26 protein-coding genes and 1 pseudogene are annotated in these 26,883 nt (G+C 69.1%); 17 read left to right on the top strand and 10 right to left on the bottom strand.

Going from position 1 to position 26,883, the window contains the following annotated elements; genetic code table 11:
* Positions 1-53: 53 nt before the first annotated feature.
* Genes SROS_RS23670 through SROS_RS23640 form a run of 7 tightly spaced genes read left to right on the top strand, consistent with a single transcriptional unit; the run spans position 54 to position 8,115 of the window.
* On the top strand, positions 54-911 hold the full coding sequence (locus tag SROS_RS23670) for a poly(ethylene terephthalate) hydrolase family protein (RefSeq protein ID WP_012891439.1): 858 nt from the start codon (positions 54-56) through the stop codon (positions 909-911).
* A 10-nt stretch (positions 912-921) separates the two neighbouring features.
* Entirely contained in the window at positions 922-2,175 is a 1,254-nt protein-coding gene (locus SROS_RS23665; RefSeq protein ID WP_012891438.1) for an ABC transporter substrate-binding protein, read from the top strand.
* A complete protein-coding gene (locus SROS_RS23660) occupies positions 2,172-3,053 on the top strand; it encodes a carbohydrate ABC transporter permease (protein ID WP_012891437.1) in 882 nt (293 codons plus the stop codon). Before SROS_RS23665 ends, SROS_RS23660 begins: the two co-directional genes overlap by 4 nt.
* Positions 3,050-3,859 (top strand): carbohydrate ABC transporter permease, encoded by an 810-nt coding sequence (locus SROS_RS23655; RefSeq protein WP_012891436.1) that lies wholly within the window; start codon positions 3,050-3,052, stop codon positions 3,857-3,859. Before SROS_RS23660 ends, SROS_RS23655 begins: the two co-directional genes overlap by 4 nt.
* Positions 3,856-5,166 carry a M28 family metallopeptidase gene (locus tag SROS_RS23650; protein ID WP_012891435.1) on the top strand — a complete coding sequence of 437 codons (1,311 nt, stop codon included), beginning with the start codon at positions 3,856-3,858 and terminating at the stop codon, positions 5,164-5,166. Before SROS_RS23655 ends, SROS_RS23650 begins: the two co-directional genes overlap by 4 nt.
* Positions 5,163-6,521 carry a carboxylesterase/lipase family protein gene (locus SROS_RS23645; RefSeq protein ID WP_043656510.1) on the top strand — a complete coding sequence of 453 codons (1,359 nt, stop codon included), beginning with the start codon at positions 5,163-5,165 and terminating at the stop codon, positions 6,519-6,521. Before SROS_RS23650 ends, SROS_RS23645 begins: the two co-directional genes overlap by 4 nt.
* Before the next feature lies 1 nt (position 6,522).
* Positions 6,523-8,115 (top strand): AMP-binding protein, encoded by a 1,593-nt coding sequence (locus SROS_RS23640; RefSeq protein WP_012891433.1) that lies wholly within the window; start codon positions 6,523-6,525, stop codon positions 8,113-8,115.
* A gap of 309 nt (positions 8,116-8,424) precedes the next feature.
* Here the strand turns inward: SROS_RS23640 and SROS_RS47725 are convergent, their stop codons facing one another.
* Positions 8,425-8,664: a DUF2283 domain-containing protein gene (locus tag SROS_RS47725; RefSeq protein ID WP_012891432.1), complete on the bottom strand. Its 240-nt coding sequence runs from the start codon at positions 8,662-8,664 to the stop codon at positions 8,425-8,427.
* 275 nt (positions 8,665-8,939) lie between these two features.
* Between SROS_RS47725 and SROS_RS47720 the strand changes: the two are divergent.
* A pseudogene (locus SROS_RS47720) lies at positions 8,940-9,146 on the top strand (VOC family protein); the annotation flags it as partial.
* Between the two features lie 161 nt (positions 9,147-9,307).
* Here SROS_RS47720 and SROS_RS23635 read toward each other — a convergent pair.
* The 4 genes from SROS_RS23635 to sigJ (SROS_RS23620) form a co-directional block, all read right to left on the bottom strand.
* Positions 9,308-9,748, bottom strand: coding sequence for a YybH family protein (locus SROS_RS23635; RefSeq protein WP_012891431.1), 441 nt, complete (start codon positions 9,746-9,748; stop codon positions 9,308-9,310).
* 316 nt (positions 9,749-10,064) lie between these two features.
* Complete coding sequence (gene sigJ, locus SROS_RS23630) at positions 10,065-10,946, bottom strand: RNA polymerase sigma factor SigJ (protein ID WP_012891430.1); 882 nt, start codon at positions 10,944-10,946, stop codon at positions 10,065-10,067.
* Positions 10,943-12,112, bottom strand: coding sequence for an NAD(P)/FAD-dependent oxidoreductase (locus tag SROS_RS23625; RefSeq protein ID WP_012891429.1), 1,170 nt, complete (start codon positions 12,110-12,112; stop codon positions 10,943-10,945). Before SROS_RS23625 ends, sigJ (SROS_RS23630) begins: the two co-directional genes overlap by 4 nt.
* Positions 12,113-12,622: 510 nt before the next feature.
* A complete protein-coding gene (gene sigJ, locus SROS_RS23620) occupies positions 12,623-13,561 on the bottom strand; it encodes an RNA polymerase sigma factor SigJ (protein ID WP_012891428.1) in 939 nt (312 codons plus the stop codon).
* 159 nt (positions 13,562-13,720) lie between these two features.
* Here sigJ (SROS_RS23620) and SROS_RS23615 point away from each other — a divergent pair, with 159 nt between their 5' ends.
* Both SROS_RS23615 and SROS_RS53945 read left to right on the top strand, forming a co-directional pair.
* Complete coding sequence (locus SROS_RS23615; protein ID WP_012891427.1) at positions 13,721-14,350, top strand: LUD domain-containing protein; 630 nt, start codon at positions 13,721-13,723, stop codon at positions 14,348-14,350.
* Between the two features lie 45 nt (positions 14,351-14,395).
* On the top strand, positions 14,396-14,521 hold the full coding sequence (locus SROS_RS53945) for a hypothetical protein (RefSeq protein WP_281047953.1): 126 nt from the start codon (positions 14,396-14,398) through the stop codon (positions 14,519-14,521).
* 153 nt (positions 14,522-14,674) lie between these two features.
* On the opposite strand, the gene SROS_RS23610 is transcribed toward SROS_RS53945, so the two are convergent.
* The 4 genes from SROS_RS23610 to SROS_RS23595 all read right to left on the bottom strand — a co-directional run bounded on the left by SROS_RS23610 (position 14,675) and on the right by SROS_RS23595 (position 19,044).
* Positions 14,675-15,616, bottom strand: a complete 942-nt coding sequence (locus SROS_RS23610) for a LysR family transcriptional regulator (RefSeq protein ID WP_012891426.1) — start codon at positions 15,614-15,616, stop codon at positions 14,675-14,677.
* A 4-nt stretch (positions 15,617-15,620) separates the two neighbouring features.
* A complete protein-coding gene (locus SROS_RS23605) occupies positions 15,621-17,399 on the bottom strand; it encodes a multicopper oxidase family protein (RefSeq protein WP_012891425.1) in 1,779 nt (592 codons plus the stop codon).
* A 208-nt stretch (positions 17,400-17,607) separates the two neighbouring features.
* Entirely contained in the window at positions 17,608-18,138 is a 531-nt protein-coding gene (locus SROS_RS23600; RefSeq protein ID WP_218919683.1) for a transglutaminase domain-containing protein, read from the bottom strand.
* A 255-nt stretch (positions 18,139-18,393) separates the two neighbouring features.
* On the bottom strand, positions 18,394-19,044 hold the full coding sequence (locus SROS_RS23595) for a hypothetical protein (protein ID WP_012891423.1): 651 nt from the start codon (positions 19,042-19,044) through the stop codon (positions 18,394-18,396).
* 521 nt (positions 19,045-19,565) lie between these two features.
* On the opposite strand from SROS_RS23595, the gene SROS_RS23590 reads away from it, so the two are divergent.
* Genes SROS_RS23590 through SROS_RS23570 form a run of 5 tightly spaced genes read left to right on the top strand, consistent with a single transcriptional unit; the run spans position 19,566 to position 24,467 of the window.
* Complete coding sequence (locus SROS_RS23590; RefSeq protein WP_081453447.1) at positions 19,566-19,958, top strand: GntR family transcriptional regulator; 393 nt, start codon at positions 19,566-19,568, stop codon at positions 19,956-19,958.
* A complete protein-coding gene (locus SROS_RS23585) occupies positions 19,955-20,842 on the top strand; it encodes an ABC transporter ATP-binding protein (RefSeq protein WP_012891421.1) in 888 nt (295 codons plus the stop codon). The genes SROS_RS23590 and SROS_RS23585 overlap by 4 nt, the downstream gene beginning before the upstream one ends.
* Positions 20,839-21,885, top strand: a complete 1,047-nt coding sequence (locus SROS_RS23580) for an ABC transporter permease subunit (protein WP_012891420.1) — start codon at positions 20,839-20,841, stop codon at positions 21,883-21,885. Before SROS_RS23585 ends, SROS_RS23580 begins: the two co-directional genes overlap by 4 nt.
* Positions 21,882-23,300, top strand: coding sequence for a S41 family peptidase (locus tag SROS_RS23575; protein WP_012891419.1), 1,419 nt, complete (start codon positions 21,882-21,884; stop codon positions 23,298-23,300). Before SROS_RS23580 ends, SROS_RS23575 begins: the two co-directional genes overlap by 4 nt.
* A gap of 12 nt (positions 23,301-23,312) precedes the next feature.
* Positions 23,313-24,467 (top strand): alpha/beta hydrolase family protein, encoded by a 1,155-nt coding sequence (locus SROS_RS23570; protein ID WP_012891418.1) that lies wholly within the window; start codon positions 23,313-23,315, stop codon positions 24,465-24,467.
* Between the two features lie 79 nt (positions 24,468-24,546).
* On the opposite strand, the gene cynR is transcribed toward SROS_RS23570, so the two are convergent.
* Positions 24,547-25,452: a transcriptional regulator CynR gene (gene cynR, locus SROS_RS23565; protein ID WP_012891417.1), complete on the bottom strand. Its 906-nt coding sequence runs from the start codon at positions 25,450-25,452 to the stop codon at positions 24,547-24,549.
* Between the two features lie 124 nt (positions 25,453-25,576).
* Here cynR and SROS_RS23560 point away from each other — a divergent pair, with 124 nt between their 5' ends.
* Positions 25,577-26,185, top strand: a complete 609-nt coding sequence (locus SROS_RS23560; protein ID WP_012891416.1) for a carbonic anhydrase — start codon at positions 25,577-25,579, stop codon at positions 26,183-26,185.
* Positions 26,186-26,317: 132 nt separating this feature from the next.
* A complete protein-coding gene (gene cynS, locus SROS_RS23555) occupies positions 26,318-26,788 on the top strand; it encodes a cyanase (RefSeq protein ID WP_012891415.1) in 471 nt (156 codons plus the stop codon).
* The last annotated feature ends 95 nt before the right edge of the window (positions 26,789-26,883 follow it).

The following is a 26,883-nucleotide window of genomic DNA, read 5'->3' as shown; positions in this document are numbered from 1 at the left end:
TACTTCCCTCTCTTAGGAGACGTTCACGTCTCCAAATAACCTACGAGGTGACCATGGAGAACTTCACCCGTCGGCAGGCGTTGCGGGCAGGGACGCTCGGCCTCATGTCGGCCGGATTCCTGTCCTGGACCACCGAGGCCGACGCCGCCTCCACCATCGAGACGATCTACAAGGCGGCGGGTCCGTGGCCGGTCGCCACCGGCACCTCGGGCGGCCACCGGCTCTACCACCCGCAGGCCCTGGGCTCGGGCGGCGTCACCCACCCGATCGTCACATGGGGCAACGGCTCGTGGGCCACCCCCGACAACTACCCGGGCCTGCTCAACCACCTCGCCTCATGGGGCTTCGCGGTGGTCGCCTCCACCGACACGACCACGGGCACGGGCGCCGAGATCCTCGCCGCCGCCCAGCACCTCATCAGCCTCAACACCGACCCCACCAGCGTCTTCCACGGCAAGCTGAACACCGCCCAGGTCGCCGCCGTCGGCCACTCCCAGGGCGCGGGCGGATCCATCAACGCGGCCAACGACTCCGCCGGGCTGATCAAGACCGTCGTGCCGATCGCCGTGCCCGCGCAGTGGATGGCCGGCCCGGGAGACGAGTTCTCCGTCGCCGACCTGACCTGCCCGGTGCTCTTCCTCAGCGGCGCGAACGACTGGCTGATCTCCTCGGCCGCGACCGTGCAGGGCTACTACGACCAGGCCACCGCCGGAGCGGGCCGGGCGCTGCTCAAGGGCGCGGGGCACAACGACATCCAGAACACCGGCGGGGCCTTCCTCGGCTACGTGACCGCCTGGCTGAGGTACCGCCTCCAGGCCGACGCCCAGGCCCGCGGGGCGTTCGCCGGCGGCGCCGCCGAGCTCCCCACCAACACCGCCTGGCAGAACCAGGCCCTCAAGAACCTCACCTAGGAGAACCACCATGGCGGATCTGACGCGGCGTGGGCTACTCGCCGCCGGCGCGCTCACCCTGCTCGCCGGATGCGGCAAGGACCAGCCTCGGCAGCAGGCCGCGGACGGCAGGCCGCACGGCGAGGTCACCGTCTGGCTGCACGGCTCGCAGGACACCGGCCAGCAGTTCCAGGAGCTCGTGCACCGCTACATCGCCGAGTTCAAGGTCGACGTGAAGCTGCTCTACCTGCCCGTGGGCCAGCTCGACGCCAAACTGCTGACCGCCTTCAGCGGCGGCGCCCCGCCCGACGTCTTCAAGATCGGCCACTGGAGCTTCCCCGCGCACGCCAAGAAGAAGCGGCTCGCGCCCGTCGACACCAAGGCGCTCTCGCTACAGAACTACGAGCCGGGCACGACCACCCCGCTCACCTACCAGGACGTGCCCTACGGCGTGCCCATCGACTTCAACCCCTGCATGCTCTACTACCGCAAGGACCGGTTCGAGGAGGCCGGACTCGACCCCGACAAGCCCCCGGCGACCTGGGAGGAGGTCGCCGACTACAGCGCCAAGCTCACCTCCGGGGACCGCAGGCGAGTCGGCCTGCAGTGGCTCTACGGCGACCCGCAGTGGGCCCTCATGACGCTGACCGCCCTCGTCCAGGGCAAGGGCGGCGAGCTCGTCGCGGCGGGCGGCGCGAAGGCGTCGCTGGCCACCGAGCAGGGCATCGACGCCCTGACGTACATGTCGGGTATCGGCAACCCCAAGCTCTCCAACCCGCTGGGCTCGCTCGGCCTGTTCTACTCCGGCGAGGCCGCCATGGTCGTCAGCGGCGCCTTCCTCGGCCCCGCGCTGGAGAAGCTGGGCAAGGACAAGCTCACCTTCGGCAAGCAGTACGGCGTCGCGCCCATGCCCACCTGGGCCGGCGGCCCGCCCGTCGTTCCCGCCTACACCTGGGGCTGGGGCGTGGCCAAGGACTCGCCCAACCAGTTCACCGCCTGGCACCTCGTCAACTACCTGCAGGGCGCCCCGTCGGTGACCGCCAACCTCGACAACGGCATCATCATCCCGACCAAGGGCTGGCGCGACGCCGGGCCGCGCGGCAAGTCCGAGATCATGAAGATCGTCGCCGACAGCCTCCCGCATGTCGACTTCGGCCCGATCATCCCCGGCACCCTCGAACTGGCGAAGGCCGCGGCCGGCGCCGTCGACTCCGTCGCCCACGGCAAGTCGACCCCCGCCCAGGCCGCGGCGGCCTTCGACTCCGCCGTGCGACCGGTCCTGTGAGCGTGCTCGGCAGGGCCAGAGCCCGGCCCCAGGCCACGGCGGGCGTGGCGCTGACCCTCCCGGTGGCCGTCTTCTTCGTCGTGTTCTGGCTCGTCCCGTTCCTGGCCGCCATCTATCTCAGCTTCACCGACTACGAGATGGCAGGGACGCCCAACTGGATCGGCCTCGCCAACTACGAGCGCATGTTCGCCGACCCCGGCTTCCTCAACTCGGCGTGGATCACCGTCGTCTACACGGTCTGCACGGTCGTCCCGACGATCGTGCTGGCCCTGCTGGTGGCCGTGCCGCTGAGCAGGCCGGGACGGCTCAACCGCTGGCTCAGAGCGCTCGTCATGATTCCGGCCGTGATGCCGCTCGCCGCCACGTCCATGGTCTGGGTGATCATCTACTCCGACCGCGGCCTGGCCAACACCCTCCTCGGCCTGGTCGGGATCGATCCGCAGTCCTGGCTGACCAGCTCCGACCTGGCCATCTGGGCCCTGGTCGTGATGGTCGTCTGGAAGAGCATGGGGCTGTTCGTGATCATCCTGACCGCCGGGCTGCAGGCGCTGCCCGGTGAGGTGTACGAGGCCGCCGCCATCGACGGCTCAGGGGCGGTGACCACGTTCACCCGGATCACGCTCCCGCTGCTGCGCAGGACCCTGCTGTTCGTCCTGGTCATCTCGGTGGCCGGATCGATGCAGGCGTTCGTGCCCGCCTTTCTGCTCACCGGCGGCGGGCCCGCCGACGCCACCCAGGTACTGCCGTACTACATCTGGGCCAACGCCTTCCCTTACGAGCATATGGGCTACGCCGCCGCGATGGGCATGGTGCTGCTCGTCGCCATGGTGATCGTCTCGGCGCTGCAGTTCGGGTTCCTGAAGGGAGGCGACGAATGAGAGCGGGAACCGTCCTGCGCACCGTCTGGCTGATCGTCGCGGTCGGGTTCATGCTGCTGCCGGTCTATGCCATGCTCGTCGTCGCCTCGGCGCCCGACGACACCGACCTGCGCGGACTGGTCTTCAACGGCTTCCACCTGCCCGAGAACATCGGGCTGCTGTTCGGCGAGGGCAACCTGCCCACCTACCTGCGCAACAGCCTCATCCTGTGCGTCGGCACCGGCGTCCTGGACGTGATCTTCTCGGCCGCCGCCGGTTACGCGATGGCCCAGCTGTCCTTCCCCGGCCGCCGCGTCCTGTTCGCGCTGGTGATCGGCACGCTCGCGCTCACCCCGATGGTCCTGGTCATCCCCGTCTTCCTCATCGTGAAGGAGCTCGGCTGGGTCAACACCTTCCAGGGCATGATGGTGCCGGGCATGATCAGCGCGTTCGGCGTCTTCCTGGTGCGGCAGTTCGCCCTCGGCATCCCGAAGGAGCTGCTGCTGGCCGCGCGGGTCGACGGCGCCGGGGAGTTCCGCATCTTCGCGCGCATCGCCGTGCCGCTGCTCAAGCCCGCGCTCATCACCCTGTTCCTCGTGCATTTCCTAGCACAGTGGGACAACCTGCTCTGGCCGCTGATCGTGGCTAACGAGCAGGAGCTGTGGCCGTTGCCGGTGGGGCTGGCCAACTTCCAGAGCGAGGTCGGCTTCAACTATCACCTGACCACCACCGCGGCACTGGTCACCGCCGTGCCACCGTTCATCCTGATGGTGGCGCTGCAGCGCTACTACGTGGCTGGGCTCACCTTCGGAGGGCTGAAACGATGATCCCGGACACCGCGCGGATGATGGAGTGGATCGAGACGGTCACCTCGCGGGGCATCAGGCGTCCCGGCTACCCGGCCGACGACTGGACCGCCGCGTGGGCCGCCGAGCGCTTCACCGAGTTCGGGCTCCACGACGTACGGCTGGCGCCGGTCGAGCTGCCCGTCTGGCGGCCGGTGACGGCGGCCCTGGTGGTGCGCCTGGACGCCGACCCGTCGAGAGTCGTGCGGGTGGCGGCGTCCGCCCTGCCGTACACCACGCCGAAGGCGATCGTGAGCGCGCCGGTCAGCCGCGAGGTCGTGCCGGGCGCGATCGTCGTGCCCGAGTACACCTTCACCGAGCTGCCGCAGTCCTACCTCAGGGACCTGGCGACGGCCGTGCACGACCCCGAGGGCGTCTTCGACGAGCTGGTCCAGACGCTGCCCTTCCAGCTCGACTACCTCGACGTCATCCAGGGCGTCATGGACGGCGGCGCCGCCGCCTTCGCGGGGGCACTGACCGGGGTGCCGTGGGAGACACGCGACTACTACGTGCCCTACGACGCCGTGCACCGCGGCCTCCCGGCCGTCTGGCTGTCGGGCGGCGACTCGCGGCGGGTGCTCGACCTGGTCGACGAGGGCCCCTGCACGGGCACGCTCACCGTCGAGTCGGAGACGGGCCCGGCCGTCTCGCACAACGTGATCGGCACGCTCCCCGGCCGCTCCGACCAGTGGGTGATCATCGGCTCGCACCACGACGCGCCCTGGGCCTCGGCCGTCGAGGACGCCTCGGGGATCGCGCTGGTGCTGGCCGCCGCCCAGTACTGGGCGGGCGTGCCCGAGCGGGACCGGCCGCACAACCTGATCTTCCTGCTGACCGCAGGTCACATGGCGCACGCCGCGGGCACCCGGGCCTTCATCGAGGAGAACCGCGGCCTGCTGGGCGACGTCGTGCTCCAGCTCCACCTGGAGCACGCCGCCCGGCGGTGCGTGATCGTGGACGACGAGCTGGTGCCCACCGGCGACCCCGAACCCGGCTGGTGGTTCACCACCAGGAAACCGGAGCTGGAGAGGCTGGTGGCGGCGGCCCTCGTCGCGGAGGACCTGAGACGCTCGTTCGTGCTGCCGCCGGACGTGTTCTCCCCGATGCCGCCCACCGACGGGGCCTTCTTCCACCCCGAAGGGGTGCCGCTCGTGCACTTCCTGTCGGCTCCCATGTACCTGTTCGACTCGGCCGACACCCTCGACAAGGTGCACGAGGCCAGCCTTGAGCCGCTCACCCGGGCGGCGATCAGAATCGTCGAAGGGACGGCCGGATGGCGCCGCGCATGATCGTGCGAACCACTGCCGGGCTGGTCGAGGGCAGGGCCGAGGAGGGCGTGCTCGCCTTCCTCGGCGTGCCGTACGCCGCCCCGCCCTTCGGCGAGCACCGCTTCGGCGCGCCCGTCCCGCCACCCGCGTGGGACGGCGTACGGCCCGCCGTCACGCGGGGCCCTGCCGCCCCGCAGGCGGCCGGTGAGGACATCGGCCTGTACGCGCCCGACGTCTTCGAGGTCGGCGAGGACTGCCTCAACCTCGACGTGCGCACCCCTGAGACCGGCCGGGCCGGGCTGCCCGTCCTGGTCTGGATCCACGGCGGCGCGTTCTCCATCGGCGGCAACGGGGCGGCCTGGCACCAGGGCTCCCGCTTCGCCCGCGACGGCGTGGTCTGCGTGGCCATCAACTACCGGCTCGGCTTCGAGGGCTTCCTGGCCCTGGAGGACGCCCCGCTCAACCGGGGCGTCCTCGACTGGCTGGCCGCGCTGGAATGGGTGCGCGACAACATCGCGGCCTTCGGCGGCGACCCCGGCAACGTGACGATCGCCGGGCAGTCGGCGGGCGCCGCCGCCGTCGCCACCCTGCTGACGATGCCCCGTGCCGAAGGGCTGTTCCGGCGCGCGATCGTGATGAGCGGCTCGGCCAACCTGGTCGCCACCGAGCAGGAGGCGCGCGACTACGCCAAGACGCTCGCCACCCGGCTGGGGATCGACCCGACCAGGTCCTCGTTCGCCGGGCTGCCCCCCGAGGCGCTCGTCGCCGAACAGCCGCCGCCGCTGACCGGCGACGCCGGCGGGCTGAACGAGTCGGTGCCGGTCAAGCCGGTCGTCGACGGCGACCTGATCCCGGCCGTCCCGCTGGCCGCCCTGCGCGCAGGCGCGAGCGGGCACCTTCCACTGCTGGTCGGCTGCACCTCCCAGGAGGCCGACGTGTTCGTCCGCCGCCTGGCCGCCGACCTCGACGAGGCCGCCGCGCAGGCCGCGCTCGACCATCTCGGCGTCCAGGTCGACGGACCCGGCCTCACGCCCGCCGAACGCGTCGGACGCGCCTTCACCCAGCACCTGTTCACCCGCGAGACGCGCTGGATCCGCGAGGCCAGGCCCGCCTACGCCTACGAGTTCCGGTGGGAGTCGCCCGTCGAGAGCCCGGTCGGCGGCGGACGCGTGGGCGCGGTGCACAACCTCGACCTGCCCTTCGTCTTCGACGTGCTCGACGCGCCCGGCGTCGAACGCACCGCAGGACCGGGCGCGCCGCAGGCCGTGGCCGACGCGATGCACGCCGCCTGGGTGCGTTTCGCCCGCACCGGCGATCCCGGCTGGCCACTCGGGCACACCATGGTCTTCAATGAACCCATCGACCGGAGGTTGTGACATGCAGTCCTACTCGAGCGCGGCGGCGGCGACCCCGCTGCTGGGCGAGACCATCGGCGACAACTTCGAGCGGACCGTGCGGCGCTTCGGCGACCGCGAGGCACTCGTCGACGTGCCCTCCGGCCGTCGCTGGACCTACGCCGAGCTCGACGCCGACGTGAACCGGCTGGCCCTCGCGCTCCTCGCCTCCGGCATCGCCAAGGGCGACCGGATCGGCATCTGGGCGCCCAACTGCGCCGAATGGATGATCGTCCAGTACGCCACCGCGAAGATCGGCGCGATCCTGGTCAACGTCAACCCCGCCTACCGCGGCCACGAGCTCGACTACGTCGTCAGGCAGTCGGGCCTGCGCCTGCTCATCAGCGCGCTCACGCACAAGGGCAGCGACTACCGCGCGATGGTCGAGGAGATCGGGTTCGCCGACGTCGTCTACCTCGGCGAACCCGGCTGGGACCGGCTGCTGGCGCTGACCGCCCCCGAGGAGCGGCTGCGCGAGCGCATGGCGTCGCTGAGCGCCGACGACGCGATCAACATCCAGTACACCTCCGGCACGACCGGTTTCCCCAAGGGCGCCACGCTCTCGCACCACAACATCCTCAACAACGGCTTCTTCGTCGGCGAGCTCATCCACTACGACGAGCACGACAGGGTGTGCCTGCCGGTGCCCTTCTACCACTGCTTCGGCATGGTGATGGGCAACCTCGGCGCCACCTCCCACGGCGCGTGCGTGGTCATCCCCGCGCCCGGCTTCGACCCCGAGGCGACGCTGCGGGCCGTACAGCAGGAACGATGCACCTCCCTGTACGGTGTGCCGACCATGTTCATCGCCGAGCTCACTCTCGCAGGGCAGTACGACCTGTCCAGCCTGCGCACCGGCATCATGGCGGGCTCGCCCTGCCCTGTCGAGGTGATGAAGCGCGTCGTCACCGAGATGAACATGGCCGAGGTCGCCATCTGCTACGGCATGACCGAGACCTCGCCCGTCTCCACCATGACCAGGTCCGACGACAGCCTGGAGCGCCGCACCGAGACCGTCGGGCAGGTGATGCCGCACGTCGAAGTCAAGATCACGCACCCGGAGACCGGGCTGACCGTGCCGCGCGGCGAGCCCGGCGAGCTGTGCACGCGCGGCTACTCGGTGATGCTCGGCTACTGGAACGAGCCGGAGCGCACGGCCGAGGCCATCGACACCGCCCGCTGGATGCACACCGGCGACCTGGCCACCATGGACGCCGACGGCTACGTCAACGTGGTCGGCCGGATCAAGGACATGGTCATCAGGGGAGGCGAGAACGTCTACCCGCGCGAGGTCGAGGAGTTCCTCTACCGCCACCCCGACATCGCCGACGTGCAGGTGATCGGCGTGCCCGACGAGAAGTACGGCGAGGAGCTCATGGCCTGGGTCGTCATCCGCCAGGGCGGCACACCCCTGACCGCCGAGGCCGTCAGGGAGTTCTGCGCCGGCAAGCTCGCCCACTACAAGATCCCGCGCTACGTCCACGTCGTCGACGGGTTCCCGATGACGGTCACCGGCAAGATCCGCAAGGTCGAGATGCGCGAGGAGGGCGTGCGCCTGCTCGGGCTCGACCAGTGAGCCGGCTGTGCGGCTTGCGGTCACCACTCGTGCTGCTTTTCGTCACTGAGGTGATCTCAGCCGCAACGCCGACACTCCGCTTCCGGCGTTGATTCGCCGGCTCAAGGGAGTATGGGAAGGTCATTGCGGGCCTGTTCGGGGCCGGTTTCCCGGATCCGCAGCTGAGGCGGTGCACACCGCAGGCCCGTACCACCATCGAATGCCCGGACAGCACCTTCCGCGACCGGCCAAATCATTGCCGACGAAATAATCACACCCGATGTCGCCGTCAGTGCTGATCATGGCATGGCCGCAAGGCGATCCCGGATTCTAGCCATTAAGCATTTCTGCAGATTCGAGAAGATATTTGGGAAGTTTTGACTTCGCCCCCAGTATTTCGATTCCTATGACGCGACCCTCTTCATCGAAATCAAGATTTATCATACCGTCGACCTCGATCGGATCGCACGGATACATGCGAGCCACGCGTGGGCGCGCCATCTGGGGATCGGATAGATACACATAGGCTGCATCGACTGCATCATCGTATGTGACCCGTACTGCTGTCATTTTTCGACCTGCATTCTTACAAGGTAATCTCGGCAGGATTATCCGGACGGTTGAGATGTGATGGTACCAGAATGGCGGTGGCAGACATGAAGCGGGATGGATCGCGATGCCGGTGAAATACTGAGGTTGAACTCGTGGTGTCGTAGGGGCTGACTGTGACTTGGCGCTTCATCTGGCAAGTGAGCGGTTTACCTGGCGGGGCTGAGCGCTCTACTTGGCGAGCTGGGCATTGCGACTGGTGAGCGAGTTGCTCTCTGTTCGGCGACGGTGCGGATGTCGACGTCGTTACCGTCCCGGAACCCAAGTCGACGACAAAGAACCGTGTGCACCTCGATCTCGCCACCACCTCTGCGGCCCATCAGGCGGAGTTGGTCGTGCGCCTCCAGGCTCTCGGTGCGACGCCCGCCCACGTGGGCCAGGGCAAAGTGCCGTGGACGGTCCTCGCCGACCCGGAGGGCAACGAGTTCTGCGTTCTCGCCCCGTCCTGACGCGGGGCTTTGACGACACTCCGGCACGTGAGCCTTGTGTGCTCATGCGCCATGACCCCGGGTGGGTCGGGCTGCGGCGTCTCGGTCGATTCGGGCGGCGAGAGCTTGCGTAGTCGCAGGGGACCGCCCGCGGCGTCGTGAACCTCCGCGACCCGTTAGGGCTCGAGGTCGGTCACTCCTTTGCCGCTCGGCATATCGAGTGGCACGGAAACCTGGTCGTGCGCGATCAGCCAATCGCCGTCGATCTTCCGGAAGCAGAAAGTGGCCCGGACCCACATACCGCTCGTCGCCGTCCCGTTCTTCAGTGTGCCGCTGAGCCGGCCGAATCCGTGCCCGAATGCCACATTTTCATCCACGATGAGCGTCAGGTCGCGAACCTCATAAGTCGCATCCTGGAAGAACGTGAACACTTTCGCCCAGTTCTTCAATTTCGCCGCTATCCCTACATGTTGCAGCGGCGGCTCGACGTCGAAAGAAACGACGTCCGTTGCGTAAAGCTGCTTCAGGCGCTCGAGATCCTTGGCCTGGATTCCTTCTACTATCTTGTCGACTTGCTTCCTGATCTTGGCTTCGTCTACCTCGCGTTGCGCAGGCATCTCTACCGGTCCCTTCCATTCGGTGTGAAAACTTGGCTTCCCGCTAGATACGACTACGCAGCACCTCGGAATGTCAGGAGCCAAGATGATGTTTCGTCTGGGTCAGGCGGCGCGGCCTTGAGCGCGGGCCGTGGACGAGTTCGCCGGACGGCTGGTGACTCCGCAGGCGCCACGCCCGCGCCGCAGAAGCTGCGACGGCTGCTGTTCTACGTCTATCCGCTCGTGGTCGTGCCAGGGCTGCGGGGCCGTGGGCACGGGCGCCCGTTGTGCAGTGTGGCGGCTCCGGGACCAGGTTCCCTCGTGGAGGATCAGGCGCCTACCGGCTGATCTGACGTGGTGCTGCCAATGCGAGGAGTTTGTCCGGATTGCGGATGGCGTAGAAGTGAGTGATCTTCCCGCCGACGACTTCGACCAGGAAGACACCCTCCAGGTGGTCGCCGCTGTAGGCGACAAGCGCGGGCGTGTTGTTGCAGTTCACCGACTCGATCCGCGTGTCCGCGCGGAAGATTCCCAGGAGGAGCGCGGCCACCTTCTCCGCGCCCATCACAGGCCGGCGCACCGCGATCACCTTGCCGCCGCTGTCGGTGGTCCAGGTGACGTCCGGCGCGAGCAGCGAGAGCAGCCCCTCCATGTCGCCGGTGGTCACCGCGGCCATGAACTGCCCGGTGATCCGCGCGGTCTTGGCCGGGCCTGCGGGCTCGAAGCGCTTACGTCGCGCCGCTACGTGCTCGCGGGCGCGATGCGCCACCTGGCGTGCCGTCACGACCGATTTGCCCACTGCTCCCGCGATCTCGTCGTAGTCGAAGCCGAACACCTCGCGCAAGACGAATACCGCGCGCTCATCGGGGGTGAGCGTTTCGAGCAGCACCAGCATCGCCATCGACACCGACTCGGCGAGCACCACGTCCGCCGACGCGTCGTGCTCGTCGAGCAGCAGCGGCTCCGGCAGCCACACACCGACGTAGTCCTCGCGGCGGCGCGCGCCGGCCCGCAACGCGTTGAGTGCCTGACGGGTCACCAGCCGCGCCAGGTACGACTTGGTGTCACGGACCGTCGCCAGGTCCACGTCCGCCCACCGGAGATAGCCGTCCTGCAGCACGTCGTCGGATTCGGTCGCCGAACCGAGTATCTCGTAGACGATCGTGAACAGCAGCGGCCGCAACAGGGTGAACCGCTCAGCATGCTCGTTGGTGGTCATGGGGAGGCGACCATCTGCGCGGCACGCGGCCCGCCCTTGGGCCAAACGACGGCACCCAGGCTACGGGCCTCCATGGCGATACCCGTCACCGCCCTCCGGCACAACTCCTCCTTGAGCTCCGCGGCCTTCTGCCCGTCGAAGTAGGAGTCCAAGGGGGTGTCGTCCTCGCGGGCGAGCTGCATCGTACCGGCATGCCGGCCCAGGCTGATGCACGATCCCTTGAAGGCCTGGTCGATCGCCGCCGGTGCTGTTCCCGCGATGCGGCTCAGCACGGTGTTGGCGGCCTGCATCCCGAGCGGTACCGCGGCCTGGCAGCTCATCCGCAGCGGGCGGCCCGACGGTGAAGCGGCGTCACCCGCCGCGACGATGCGGTCGTCATCGACGCTGATCAGCGTTTCGTCGGTGAGCAGCCGGCCGAGCGCGTCGACGCGCAACCCGCTGGCCGCCGCCAAGCCCGGCACACCGAAACCGGCCGTCCAGATGGTGAGTGCGCTCTGCCGTACGGGTCCATCGGTCAAGACGACCGCGTCCTGCCGGACCTCGGCCACCGCGTTGGCCTCGAGCACGGTGACGCCGTGCTCGGACAGCCACGTCGCGACGGATCGGCGGGCAGGAGCGCTGAGTGACGGAGCCAGGGTTCCGCCGCAGACCAGAGTGACCGTACGTCCTTGCTCGGCGAGTTCCGCGGCCGTCTCGATGCCGGTCAACCCGCCGCCGGCCACGGTGACCGCGGCATGGGCCGGCAGCTCCACCAGCCTGGCACGCAGCCGCTGAGCGAACTCGAATTCGGCGACGGAGTAGGCGAATTCGGCCGCGCCTGGCACCGAGGAGGGGACCGCGCCGGTGCTGCCGACCGCGTAGATGACGTGGTCGTAGTCCAGCGCGCGGCCCGATGCCAGCTCCACCGTCTGTGAGGCGGTGTCGATCCGGGTGGCGTTGTCGACCACCAACGTGATGCCGTCGCCGAGCAGCGTGCCGTAGTCGACCGAGGCGTCGTAATTGCCGGCCACGAACTGGTGCAGCCGGATCCGTTCGACGAACTTCGGGCGGGAGTTGACCAGGGTGATGTCGACGTCGGTGCGCATACGCAGGTGGTTGGCCGCGACGGTTCCCGCGTAACCGCCGCCGATGACCACGACCTTGTGGAGTGTGCTGTGTTCAACCATGCCCTCAAGACACCGCGGATCATCACGGAGTGACACGACGTGACGCACATCACGCGTCTGAAAATCCGACCTCCGTGACGGTGCTTCGGACCAAACCATCGGCAAGGGCCTCTTGAGAGGCACCGGTCGCGGCGCGCGGCGGGCAGGCGATGTGCGATGAAGGGCCTGCTGGCGGTGGACTCCCGGAATTTCAGGGCGGCCTCAGACAGGTAGGTGTCGCGGTTCCGCACGAGGGTGATCACTCGGTGGCAGTCACTTGCAGAGCTGTCTGCCTTGGGCGGCCTGTGCTGCAGGGACGTGAACTCGGCGCAAGATGAGTCGCTGGTGAGGTTCGTCTTCCGGAACCTCTGCGCTCCAGACCTGCCCCGGCGCGGACTGTCCGCTGAGTGGGGCGAGGCGCGGACGGGCGTGACCATGATCGGTATCGCGCCCAGCTCCGTTCCCACTCCTCGAGGGGGTCCCGCTGCTGGGTGGCGGCTGTGAGCGGGACCGACGGTATGGAGACGCGCCTCAGCCCGTCGTCCAGCGGCGGAGCTTCTCGGGGTTGCGTACTGCCCAGATGCGCTTGATCCGGTCGCCTGCGACCTCGAACGCGAACACCGTCACGGTGACGCCGTCTTGCTGAGCCACCAGGCCGGGCTGACCGTTGACCGTACGCTCCAGGAACGTCATGTCGCCGGGCCTCCGGTCGGCGATCTCGACCCAGGCGCGCGCGATCTGCTCGCCGCCTTCGATGGGGCGCAGGAAGGTCGTGGCGAGGCCGCCGCCGTCGGCGATCGCCGTGGCGTCGGGGTCGAGCAGGCCGATGAGGGCGTCGATGTCCTTGGCCTCCCATGCCTGCTTGAAGTCCCTGACGATGCCGGCCTGCTGGACTGTCGGACTCGCGGGGCCCTGCGAGTCGCGGATGCGGCGGCGGGCGGAGGAGGCCAGCTGGCGGCAGGCCGCCGGCGTACGGCCGACGATCCCGGCCACTTCGGCAAAGGAGTAGCGGAAGACATCGTGCAGGATGAACGCGACGCGCTCGGCCGGGGTCATCGATTCGAGCACGACCAGGAAGGCCATGTTGACCGACTCATCCAGGGTGACCCGGTCGGCCGGGTCGACGGTGGTGCCGCCCGGCCGCCCGGTGCTCCGCTCCGTACGTTCGGGTAGCGGCTCGGGGATCCATTCACCCACGTAGGTCTCTCGTCGGACCCGGGCGGAGCTGAGCAGGGTGAGGCAGATGCGGCTGGTGACTGTCGTCAGCCAGGCGCCGGGGGATTCGATGGCGTCCTGCTGCTGCGGGGACATGGCGTACCAGCGGGCGTAGGTCTCCTGTACGGCGTCCTCGGCCTCGGCCAGGGAGCCCAGAAGCCGGTAGGCGATATTGATCAGCTGGCGCCGCTCGCTCGTGATCGCGTCCAGGCCGGGATCGAGCCGGCCGTGTCCTGGCCGGGATTGGGTGGTCATGGTGCCGACGGCTCCCTTGGTCGCATCTGTCCTCACCGGTTCGACAAGACAGCGCACCGGAATGTGAGGCCGGTGCGCCGCCTCACATTCCGAGGGGCTGTGTTGTCGGACCGGCGAGACGAACACATCATCCAGCGAACAGGGGAGTTCAGAGACATCATGACCACCTCAATGCCGGCAACACCGTTCGCCGACCCGGCGCCCGCGCAGCGCCTGGAGCGGGCGGCCGCTGCGCTGGCCGCACACGGTTTCACCGTCGAAGTCCTCGACGACGCCGCCGCCGCGCGTGTCCGCATCAAAGAGCTGATACCCGAGGGCGTCAGCGTGTTCACTGGGGCCAGCGAGACCCTCCGCCTGTCCGGCATCGATGAGGACATCAACAGCAGCGGGCGATACGAGTCCGTCAAGGCACGCAGCACGACCATGGACCGCGCCACCCAATTGGCCGAGATCTGGCGGATGATTGCCTGCCCCGACGTCATTGTGGGCAGCGTCGCCGCGGTCACCGAGACCGGATCCCTTGTGGCCGCCTCGGCCAGCGGAAGCCAGCTGGCCGGCTACTCGGGTGCCGCGGCCCGCGCGATCTGGATCGTCGGGGCGCAGAAGGTGGTACCCGACCTGGGCACCGCGCTGCGGCGCGTCGAAGACCACTGCCTTCCGCTGGAAAACGAGCGCGCCATGAAGGCCTACGGGCAGCCCGGTGCCCTCAACCGCCTTCTCATCCTCAACGCAGAACCCCACCCCGGGCGCGGCACCGTCCTGCTGCTCCGCGAAGCCATCGGATTCTGAACCACCAGCCTTCCTCGTTGGGGGACCCAATTCAGCATCAAGGCCTTGGAACGGTTGGGCTCCACCGGACTGGACGTGCGCCTGGGCGGCGTCTACATCCTGCAGCATCTGCTGCGGGAATCCTCCGCCCACCACGGTGGGCCGTTCCTGGGATGGCCTGAGGAAAGGTGACGAGATCCCGGTGGACTGTCATGGTCGGCCGGGATCTTGTGGTTTCCGGGGTGGCGAGGGCACCGGCTCGTGCCGCGCCGGTGTGAGGGGTGTCGGCTGGAAGCACGGGCGGGCTACTTCCCGGATCTATCAGCCGGCGTCCGGCCGGGCGGGCTACTTCCCGGATCTACCGGCCGGCGTCCGGCCGGGAGGGTTGGTGAAGGCTCTGGTTCCGCGCAGGACCTCGCGTACCTGGTCGCGCAGCCAGCGCTGCCCGCCGTCGGCGTCGTTGCGTGGATGCCACGCCATGGCCACCTCGACCTCGGGCAGTTCCAGCGGGATCTCGAAGGCGCGCAGGCCGAGCGCCGCCGGGAGATCGTCGTCGGCGGGAGCGGGCGCCAGGCAGACCAGGTCGCTCTGTCTGGCCAGAAGCAGGGCCATCGAGTGCGAGGAGACGGTCACCGCGGTCCTGCGGCGCAGTCCCCGGGCAGCCAGAAGATCGTCGATCGGCCCGTGCAGCCGGCCGTGCCTGGACACCCCGACGTGCTTGGCGTCGGCGAACCGGCGCAGGGTGACCCCTTTGATCACCAGGGGATGATCCTCCCTCGCCATGCCGACGATGCGGCCGGTGCCCAGCGGCTCGACACAGGTCTCGGGGGCGGCGTGGTCGATGACCCCGATCTCCAGGTCTACCCGGCCCTCCCGCAGCGCCGAAGTGCCTTCGAGGGTGTCGGGCAGGAACCGCAGCACCACCCCCGGTGCCCGCTGGCCGACCGCCAGGACGAGCGGCGCGGCCAGGGCGGACAGCAGCATGTCGCTCGCCTGCAGGTTGAAGGTCCTGGCGAGCGTGGCAGGGGCGGGGTCGCCCGCGGGCACGAGGAGGGCGGACGCCTGCCGTACCAGGTCGCGGACGGCGGCGTGCAGTTCGAGTGCGCGCGGGGTGGGGACCAGGTGGCGGCCGGCGCGTACCAGGACGGGGTCGTTCAGCTGGCGCCTGATCCGCCCCAGCGTGCGGCTCATCGCGGGCGCGGAGGTGTTGAGCCGGGCCGCCGCGCCGGCGACGCTGCCCTCTTCCAGGAGCGCGTCGAGCGCGACCAGGAGGTTCAGATCCAGCATGTGTTCACTCCGGTTGGTTGCCTGTCGCGCTGCCGGTCTCGAACCGTGTTGTGATGCCCTCGTAGCCCAGGTGCATCATCATCCCGGCGGCCGCGTGTTCCAGATTGTGGCAGTGGTCCATCCACAACCCGGGATTGTCGGCCCGGAAGCCGATCTCGAACCAGGTGCCAGGCGGCAGGTCCAGGGTGTCGATCCACCAGGGGCTGCCGCTGACCGGTCGGCCGTTCGCGGACAGGACCATGGCGTGGTGCCCGTGCAGGTGCATCGGGTGGTTATCCCGGCTGCGGTTGACCAGCGTCATCTTGACCAGGTCGCCCTCGCGGACCATCTGGGTCGGTACGTTCGGGTAGACCCGCCCGTTGAAGGCCTGGATGAGGTCCAGGGAGCCGTCCACGAAGCCTACGCCGTCGCTGGCCACGATGGTGAACTTCCGGTCGAAGCGGCTGGAGGAGGTGAACGGTGTCGGGGTGGGGCGGCCGTAGGCGGCGGGGTTGAAGTCACCGGACGCGGTGACGGGCGGCGGTGCGCCCCGGCCGTCGGGGGTGAGCAGCAGGCCGCCGCCGGAGTGTGCCAGGTCGGCGAGGTGGACGGGCTCTTCGGGCATGGTGAAGGTCAGGTCGTAGCGGCCGCCGGTGGCCAGCGGGAGCCGGACTCCGGTCAGGTCTGCGGGATCGTGCAGGTGGACGCCGTCGATCGCGGTCACCCGGTACGGCGTCCCGGTCAGCGCGAACGTGGTCGTCTCGGCGTCGGAGGCGGTGTTGTTGCCGGTGTTGACCAGGCGCAGCCGTACCGGTGTGCCCGGGGCGACCGTCCTGCGGGTGAGGGTGTCGGCGGTGCCGAAGGCGGGCCGCAGTTCCTCCCCGACGGGCCAGACGTGGGACATGACCACCAGGTCGAGCCCGTCCGCGGGCCGGGCGGCGGGCTCGACGACGAGCGCGCCGAACAGGCCGCGGGCCACGGCCGTGGAGGACGCCTGATGGGTGTGGTACCAGTACGTGCCCGTCTGCTCGGCGCGGAAGCGGTAGATGTGCTTGCCTCCTGGGCGGACCGCGTCCTGGGTGAGCCCCGCGACGCCGTCCTCGGCGTTGGGCACGTCCAAGCCGTGCCAGTGCAGCGTCACGCCCTCCTCGGGGAGCCTGTTGATCAGTGTGACCTGCACAAGGTCGCCCTGCCGTACCCGGAGTTCGGGGCCGGGGGCCTGGCCGTTGAACGTCCATGCCGCCACGGACGCGCCTGAGGCCAGTGTGATCGGGGTCTCGGCCGCGGTGAGCGTGAAACTCCGGTCGGGCCTGCCCACGCGGGGGCCGGTCAGGTCGGCCGCGTCAACCGACGGGCCCGCCCCGTGCCGGTGACCGTGACCCGTTCCCGCCATGGTGTGCCGCTCGGGCCAGCGGCTGGTGAACGAGCCGTAGCCGAGACCCGTCGCGACCAGCGCCACGACGGCCACCATCCGGGTGGTCGTGCCCAGGCGGGACCTGACCGGCGGCCACGCCCGCAACACTGCGGTCGACAGCAACAGCAGCACGCCGTAGCCGAACACGTTGGGCGCCTCGGCCTTCACAGTGAAGGCGTGGAGGAATCCGAGGAACGCGCCGGCGGCGGTGACCCGTACGGCCAGCACCGGCCTGGCGCCGCGCGAGGCGAGGAAGGCGGCCACGGCTGCGGGTATCAGCACTACGGGAATCTCGACCAGCACCTGATCACCGGCGAACAGCCAGCCGAAGTTCGCCAGCAGAGACACCGTCACCGCCCCCTTGGCGGCCAGGGCCAGCCCGCCTGCCACCGCCCACCGGATGGCGGCCCGTCTTCCCAGTCGATCGACCAGTAGGGCCGGGGGTGCCGCAACCACGAAAACAACCGCGGACAAGACCGCGCTGGCTATATCGAAAATACTGAACACGGCCAGAAAGGTAGGGGCGCTCCAAAGGCGACCACCAGTGCAATGTCGGCAAAGAGGCATTGCGTGTGACGCAATCGACGAGGTGGGGGCGTTACGGCAGGCGTGGCTGTGTGGCGCAGGACACAACGGGCCGACGACGCATGAGGAGATCTGCAGGAATGCGTACCGGCAGGCACAAGGTTTGACCGTGCTCGTTGAACAGGTCGTCACGGGAGTCGAAATAGCCCAGATCGGCCAGGGCGTGACCTGAAAGATCACACGAGGAGCAGGTGCTGCCGTCCCAGTCCACGGCAGTGCGCACGATCGCGTCGAAGAGCGTCTCCCTGCCCGTGTTGGTGAATCGGCCTCCCGCCCGCAGTGTGCCAAGGTCGCCGTAGAGCTCGGAAACGACCACCCACTGACCATCGAGAAGGAACTCCGGCCAGGCGAGCACCACCTGCCGGGGGATCAGCGCCCGCAGTCGCGGGAACCGCGGATGCCAAAAACGCCCATCGAGCAGCAAACCTCTGACCCGAGTGGCAATCTCGCAGCCGCGTGCCACGGCCTCCAGCAGCGCCAGTCGCTGGCTGCACGAGCCGCGCCCCAGGGCCAGTGTCCTAGAGACAGGCTGCTTCTCGTTCATGGCATATACCGGGCAAACCCGAGCTGCAATGAGCTGGTGGGCCATGATCAGGTAAGTTCGGCCCGATCCGGCACTCGTGTCCCTGGCCTCGGCCGCCAACCTCAGCACCCGAGGATGCCTCCAATCGAGGATGGGCGTGGCCGCCGAGCTACCCGTGGCCGCTGTCCGTGGGGAAAAGGTTGCGCGACCGAATCGTGATCGTAAGAGCGCCGGCTTCACCCAGTGATCTTACCTTCGGTCCCTGCCGGTCAACGGTCAGCCGTCGATCCAGGGGAAGCCGTCGGGGTCGGCTGCGGATCGGGCATGAACCACCGCGTCGTCGTGTCCGCGCACGTCACTGAGGAATGGGAATTCCTCGGGCATCACCCGGATCTTGGCCACCGGCTGGGCCGGCGCCAGTTTGGCCACCTGGCGCTGGCGAACACCTCGTATCGGAGGCTGATGCTCGAACCCCTCGGCGGACAGGAGATAGACCGTTCCTTCCTGCCATGGGCCGAGGTCGACTACAGGCCGGCTGATGGAGAAGTAGTAGTAGGTCTCGCCGGCGAGGTCGCTGCACGAGTTGACCATCGACAGCGGATGATCGCGGTTGAGTATCGCGTAGAACATCGGCCAGATGCCGTCCGACGCGGCATAGACGGCTGTGCGATTACCGAAGGCGTCGCTGTCGTAGGACCGGCGTGGATCAAAGCGCTCGATCGAGGGATTGTTCGAGCCGTGGAGAACGTATCCGGCTTGCTCGGCGACGTAGCAGAGGAACTGCCACTTCGGCGCGGCCAAGGTATAGGCAATCGGCTTGTCGGGACCTTGGGCAACCGCGTCAGCGAGCAACGCGGCGAAGTCGGCCAGGGTCTTGTCGTCCGGGCTGGCAGAGGGCCGGGGCAGCCAATGGGAAGGAAGATCCACGATCTCAACCTACATGCCGTGCCGCCCGTGCAAGTCCTCCGGCCGGACCCTGCCGGGGACGCAACACAAGCACATCGGACCCTCTCCGGGAAACGAACATCCTGTGCTCGGGAAGCGATCTTCATACGTCCGTGAAGTCGCCGGCCGGCACCACTCGTGAACCCCCCTGCGCGGATAAAGCGCGCTGGGCGGCGCGGGGCCTGAGGAAACAGGGGAGTTCGCGCGGCGGGTGGATGCGCGGGCATGGAACACCGGGGACGGGCCCGGGAGCATCGTCGTCGACGGGGTGGCGTGGCTGCGTGGCCGCCACGGACGTCTGCCACGTGCCCAGCACGTTCAGGTCGAGGATCCCCCGCCACACCTCAGCCGTTCGGCGAGGCGGGGAGAGATCTGCCCGGCGTAGGGCTGAGGAGCGATGGACCGCTTCGGGCACCCCCGGGCGAGGCCTGTACAGCGATCTTTATGATCCTTTAACATCTGGGACTCTAAAGTACTAGCAGGCTAGATAAATGGAGAAGCCGGTGATCGAGTTCCATCTGGACGGCAGGTCGGGTGTTTCGCCGTACCTGCAGCTGGTCCAGCAAGTACGGCATGCGCTGCGGCTCGGCGTGCTGCGCGAGGGTGACCAGATGCCGACCGTCAAGGAGGTCGTGGCGCACTTGGCGATCAACGCCAACACCGTCCTGAAGGCCTACCGGGAGCTCGAGCACGAGGGCCTGGTCGCCGCCCGGCCGGGGGTGGGGACGTTCGTGACGGCGACGCTCACCAACGCCTCGCTGGCCGCGCACGGCCCGCTGCGGCTGGAACTGCAGCGCTGGCTGGCCAAGGCACGCCGGGCCGGCCTCGACGACGAAAGCATCGAGGCCCTGTTCATGACCACCTTTCGGACCACCGCTCAGGAGGACATAGCGTGAACGCTGTCCTGCAGGCCCAGGGACTGGGCAGGAAATACGGCAAGCGCTGGGCGCTGCGTGAGTTCACCATCGACATCCCGGCGGGCCACGTCGTGGGGTTGGTGGGTCCCAACGGAGCCGGTAAGACGACGCTGCTGAAGCTGGCCAGCGGCCAGCTGGAGCCGACGGCGGGCGGCATCATCGTGCTCGGCAGCCGGCCCGGGGACACGCCCGCGCAGCTGGCCAGGGTCGGGTTCGTCGCCCAGGACACCCCCGTCTACGCCGGGCTGAGCGTCGCCGATCACCTGCGGCTGGGAGCGAGGCTCAACCCCCGCTGGGACGCCGCCATGGCGCGGGACCGGATCGCGCAACTCGGTCTCGATCCCGCCCAGCGGGCAGGCAAGCTGTCGGGCGGCCAGCGTGCTCAGCTCGCCCTCACCCTGGGCCTGGCCAAGCGGCCCGAGCTGCTGATCCTGGACGAGCCGGTCGCCTCGCTCGACCCGCTGGCCCGCCGCGAGTTTCTGCAGGGGCTGATGGAGGCCACGGTCGAGCATGAGTTCAGCGTGGTGCTCTCCTCCCACCTGGTCTCCGATCTGGAACGGGTGTGTGACTTCCTGATCGTGCTCGTCGACTCTCGCGTCCAGGTGGCCGGGGAGGTCGACCAGCTGCTGGCCACCCATCACCGGCTCACCGGCCCGCGCCGCGATCCCGACCGGCTCCCCGCCGACCAGCGCGTGGTCTGCGCGCGCCACACCGACCGGCAGAGCACGTATGTGGTCCGCACCGACGCCCCGATCCACGACCCCGCCTGGACGGTCACCCAACTCGGTCTGGAGGACCTCGTCCTGGCCTACATGGACAAGCGCACCATGGACCAGCGAGTCGCCCTGGAGGTGCAGCGATGATCTGGCTGACCTGGCGCCAGTTCCGCGGCTCGGCCGCGACGATGGCCGCCCTGCTCGTCATCCTCGCCACCGTCCTGGCCCTGACCGGCCCCGGCTTGGCCTCCGACTACTCCGCCGGGATCGCAGCCTGCACCCAGGACAACACCTGCGACCGCTTCTACGACCACTTCATCGGCGGGCACGAGACCTCGTTCATGGCCCTGACTCTCGTCGTGCTGCTCCTGCCCGCCCTCGCCGGGCTCTTCTGGGGAGCACCGTTGATCACCCGCGAGCTGGAGGCGGGCACGCACCTGATGGTGTGGAACCAGAGCATCACCCGCGGCCGCTGGCTGGCGGTCAAGCTCGGGCTCATGGGCTTGACCGCCGTGGCCGCCGCCGGCCTGTGCGGCCTCATGGTGACCTGGTGGTCCGACCCTCTGGACAAATCAGCCGCTGAGCACTTGGCCCTGATGGCTCCCCTGGTGTTCGGCGCGCGCGGCATCGCCCCGATGGGGTATGCGGCCTTCACCTTCGTCCTCGGCGTGACCGTGGGCATGCTGGCGCGCCGCACGCTGCCCGCCATGGCCCTGACTCTGGCCGTCTTCGCCGCGTTCCAGCTCGCCATGCCGATGCTGGTCCGGCCCCACCTGATGCCCCCGATCACCTCGACCTTCGAGCTCGGCAAGACGAACGTGGACGGCATCGGCATAAACCGGGACCGAGGCGGATATGTGGAGATTCAACTGAGGTCGGCCGTTCCCGGTCACGCGGGCGCCTGGGTCCTGTCCTCCAACCTGGTCGGTCCGTCCGGGCGTGCGCTCGGCACCGAAGGCGGCTTCGCCGCCGCCAAGATCTCCACCACGTCGGGCCCCTGCGCACCGTCGGCGGGCGGCGGGGACGGCTGCATTGTCGGGATCAACCGGCTCGGCTACCGGCAGCAGGCGACCTACCAGCCCCTTGAGCGATTCTGGCCCTTCCAGTGGATCGAGACCGGGATCTACGCCCTGCTCACCCTCGGCCTGTCGTGGTTCTGCTTCTGGTGGATCCGCAGGCGCCTGTCATGACCATCATCAGGATCGCGGCCGCCGGGCTCGCCCTCGCGGCGGCGGCGGCCTGCACGGCACCGGCGCCGCCGCGCAGCCAGGCGAGCACGGCGGCCGGTACGGTCTGCGCAGCGCCCCGGGGAGTTCCCGGGGCGGAGACGGCCACCACGATCGACGTGATCGAACAGGCCTACTTCTGCCTCCTCGGCAACTACTACAGCGGCGCCACGCTGGACGCCCGCTCGCTGCTGAGCGCCGGATTCGTCGCCCTGACCCAAGAGCTCAACCGCAACGGCCGCGACGTGCCCGAGGCGACCATGCCCGCGCTGACCGGCGACCGCAAGACCGACTGGACCGCCTTCGAGGCCGCCTACCGCGAGACCACCGATCAGGTCCCCGACCTCCGCGACAAGCTCGCCGTCGTCACCCTGGAGGCCATCGTGGCCAGCCTCGGCGACAACCACGCCCGCTGGGCGCACGACGTCAAGCGGCCGCCCGACTACTACGACGGCGACGGCTACGGCCTGGGTTTCCAGGCGAACGTCAATGGCCCGCAGGTGGACGGCAACCCCGGCGTCGCCCTCCCCCCGCTGTTCGTCACCACCGTGCAGGGCGGCGCGGCGCAAGCGGCCGGGCTGCGCCCGGGCGACATCATCGAATCGGTCAACGGATCGGCGCCCTTCATCGACGGGAAGGCCACTCCCGCGATCGCCGCCCTCTACCCGGGGTACCCGGAGGCGCGCCCGGTCCGATTGCGGCTCCTGCGGCAGAGCACCGGCCGCCGCTGGAGCGTGACGCTCAAGCCCGGCCTCTACCAGCGGGATCTGGCCGCCCTGCAAGTGGTGACCTCGAAGCTGCTGGACGACGACATCGCCTATGTACGGCTGCGCGGGTTCGCTCCCGACTCCGCGGACAGGGTCTTCAAGGCGATCTCCAGACTGCGCGCCGGCCGGACCCTGTCCGGCGTCGTGCTGGACCTGCGCGGCAACGGCGGCGGCAGCCCCGTGGAGGCGACCCGGCTGGTAAGCGCGTTCGGCCACGGCAAGGTCACCGCCTACCAGTGCACCGTGGACGGCAAGTGCGAAACTTCGCGGACCGACGACACCGTCGAGCTGATCGACCTGCCGCTGATGGTGCTCACCGACCGCAGTTGCGCCTCGGCGTGCGAGCACTTCAGCTCCGCGGTCAAGGACCTGCGCCTCGGCCGGCTGGTCGGCACCAGAACCGCCGGCGTCATCTCCGGCCCGGCGCAGCCGTACCTGCTCGGCAACAACACCAGCCTGAGCTTCCCCGCCAGGCACCACCTCGGGCCCAAGCGCGAGGTGATCGACCGGATCGGCGTGCCGCCCGACCACCACGTGCCCCTGACCCCGAAGGACGCGGCCGCCGGGCGCGACCCCGCGCTGGCCAAGGCCCTGACCTTGCTGAACGAGTGAAGGGACCTCTCGATGAGACAGATCCTGGCAGTCGCCGCGGGACTGGTCGTCCTGGCCGCGTCCGCCTGCTCCGCGCCCACGCCGCCCCGGTCAGCGGCTCCGTCGGCCACGCCGACCGGCCCCGCCACCCTGCCCGCCCCCACAGGCGCCCATCCGGTCGGCACCACCGCCCTGTATCTGAAAGACGCCTCCCGCCCCGATCCCTGGAACCTCGACGCCGACGCCAGGGAGCTCAAGGTCACCCTGTGGTATCCGACCGAGCAGCGAGACGGGCAGCGGGCGCCGTACATGACGCCGAAGGAATCGGAGCTCACCCTGAGGCGCTTGGGGATCGGGGGCGTGCCGGACGACACGCTCAGCAAGACGCGCACCAACGCCATCAAAGACGCCGAACCCGCGGGCCGGAACCTGCCGCTGGTGGTGATCTCCCCAGGCTTCACCAATCCGATGATCACCCTCACGTCCCTGGCCGAGGACCTGGCCAGCCGCGGGTACGTGGTGGCCGGGATCGACCACACCTACGAGAGCTACGCCACGACCTTCCCCGGCGGGCGGGTCGCCGAATGCCTCGCCTGCGACAGCGACACCGACCCGGGCTTCGGCACGGGGGTGGTCGCGGGACGGGCGGCCGACGTCTCCTTCGTGCTCGACCAGCTGCCATCGAAATGGGACGGTTCTGACCTGATCGACCGCTCCAAAATCGCGATGGCGGGCCAGTCGATCGGCGGGGCCAGCGCCATGGCGACCATGGTGAAGGACTCCCGCGTGCGCGCCGGCATCGACATGGACGGCACCACCTACGCCCGCATCCCCAAGAGCGGGTTCTCCCGGCCGTTCATGTTCCTGGGTTCGCCGCAGCACGTCCCCGGCGGTCGCGACACTTCGTGGGAGCGCGACTGGAAGCTGCTGACCGGGTGGAAGCGCTGGCTCGTGCTGTCGGGCGCGGAACATCAGTCCTTCACCGACGGCCCGCTGATGGCTGGCACCCTCGGTATCACGCCCGCCTACGGCGTTCTGCCCGCGGCGCGCGCCGCCGAGCTCACCCGCTCCTACGTGGCAGCCTTCCTCGACCAGCACCTGAAGTCCAAGCGGCAGCCCCTCCTGGACAGGCCGTCCCCGCGCTACCCCGAGGTCAAGTTCTGCCCCGCGACCTGCGACCAGTCCTGAGGCCCCGCGAACCTGATGATCAAGCGTGACCTCAGGCCAGATGTCCGGAGAACGGAGGGATGCTCACTGGCACGTCCGCTCAGGCGGGAGCGTACCCACGTGCACGGACATGGTCGCCGACGGCGGCGCTGAAGGCGCGGGCGGCGGCGCTTTGGTAGGCGTTTTCCCGCCGCAGCAGAGTGACGGTGCGGGTGGGCAGGGCCGGTGCGAGCGGGATCGGGCTCAGGCCGGGGTGGTCGTGGGTGACGGCGTCGGGGAGGACGGTGGCGACGGAGCTGCGCTGAACGATTTCGATGAGGGCCTGGATGGAGTTCGCCTCCACCACGATGCGGGGGCTGACACTCTGTCGCCTGAAGTAGGCGTCGATGTGCCCTCGGGTGGCGAACTCGCCGCTGAGGAGCGCGAGCCGCCGCGTGGCGAGATCTCGGACGGGCATCGGCCGGAGGTGCTCGCCGTCGGAGTCATGGGCGCTGACGACGAGACTGAGGGTCTCCATGAACAGGGCGGTGCCGCCGATGCCGGGCAGATGGCGATCACAGAACGCGATTCCGAGATCGAGCTCGTCGGCCAGTAGTCCCGACTCGATGCGGTCTTGCGTCATCTCTTTGACATCCAGGGTGATGCCGGGGTGGCGGGCGTGCATCTCGGCGATCAGCGGCCCGATGAGATAGGCGGTGAACGTCGGGGTCGCCGCCAGCCGCAGGCTGCCGCGGGACAGGTCTGCCACGTCGAAGACGGCCCGTTCGGCGGCGCTCAGGTCCCGCAGGGCGCGCCGGGCGTAGTGGACGTACGCCTCGCCGGCGTCGGTGAGGCGTACGCTGCGGCCGCTCCGGTCCAGCAGTTGCACGCCCACGGCGCGTTCCAGCTGCTTGATCTGCTGCGAGAGCGTGGGCTGGGAGATGCGCAGGTCTTCGGCGGCGCGGGTGAAGTTGCCGTGCTCGGCCACGGCGATCAGATAGCGCAGGTGACGCAGTTCCGGGGTCACGAGGACAACTATAGGCCAGAACTATGGAAATCATGGTTAGTCCGTCTTGGACACTATCGCCGCATGTCATGCATGGTGGATTACGTCAGCCCATGAGGCCGGCTTCAATCGAAGGGAGTGAACCATGCAGGATCTCGAAGAGGGAGTCGCACGTTTCCAGCGAGACGTCTTCCCGGCCAAGACGGAGCTCTTCACGCGCCTGGCCACCGCTCACCAGCCGGCGACGCTGTTCATCAGCTGCTCCGACGCCCGCGTGGTACCCGAGCTGATCACCCAGAGTGAGCCTGGCGAGCTGTTCGTCATCCGCACCGCCGGCAACCTCGTGCCCGCCTACGCCCCCGGCTCCGCTGACGGTGTCGCCGCCGGCATCGAGTACGCCGTCGCGGTGCTGGGCGTCTCCGACATAGTGGTGTGCGGGCACTCCGGCTGCGGCGCGATGACCGCCGTGGCCGACGGCCTCGACCCGGCCGCGCTTCCCGCGGTCGCCGGGTGGCTGCGGCACGCGGACGCCTCCCGGGCCCGCGTCACGACCACGGAGACGGGCACGGGCGAGGTGGCCGCGCTGGTACGGCAGAACGTGCTCACGCAGCTGGCGAACCTGGCCACCCACCCCTCGGTGGCGCACGCCCTGGCCGGAAAGACGGTCACCCTGCACGGCTGGATCTACGACATCGGCACCGGGACCGTGGCAGAACTCGACGCCACCGGCCGTCCCTCCGCGCTCGCGGTCTGACCTCCAAGCCCCACACCCGACAAGCCCCACCTCCGACGTCCCGTCGCCGTCCAGCATCCCGGAATCACCAGACACCACGGAAACCTGCCGGTTCCCCGCCCCCGGACCGGCTTGTAGGAAAGGAACACTCCCATGGCACACGCCCAGTTCGACCCCACCGCCCGTCAGGCCCTGGCCGCAGCCGCCGTCGAGGCGAAGACACGGAAGGACCTGACCTGGCAGCAAATCGCCGACGCCGCCGGCCTGTCGGTCGCCTTCGTCACCGCCGCCGTCCTCGGCCAGCACGCCCTGCCCGAGGCCGCGGCGGAGGCGGTCGCCGAGCTGCTCGGCCTGGACGACGACGCGGTGATGCTGCTGCAGACCATCCCGACCCGCGGCTCCATCGCCGGCGCCGTCCCCACCGACCCGACCATCTACCGCTTCTACGAGATGCTCCAGGTCTACGGCACCACGCTGAAGGCCCTTGTCCACGAGCAGTTCGGTGACGGAATCATCAGCGCGATCAACTTCAGGCTCGATGTGAAGAAGGTCGCCGACCCCGAGGGCGGCGAGCGCGCTGTCATCACCCTCGACGGCAAGTACCTGCCCACCAAGCCCTTCTGACTCGGACCGCGAGACCCGGCGCGGGCCGGACAGGCCCCCTTCGCCGCATCCGGCCCCACCCCTCTTCCCCCCGCCTTTCCACCCTCCACCGGCTC

Source organism: Streptosporangium roseum DSM 43021 (assembly GCF_000024865.1).
In the GTDB taxonomy this organism is placed as follows: Bacteria; Actinomycetota; Actinomycetes; order Streptosporangiales; family Streptosporangiaceae; genus Streptosporangium; species Streptosporangium roseum.
The sequence above is the reverse complement of the archived record's forward strand: the minus strand, read 5'-3'. Positions and strand labels throughout refer to the sequence as shown.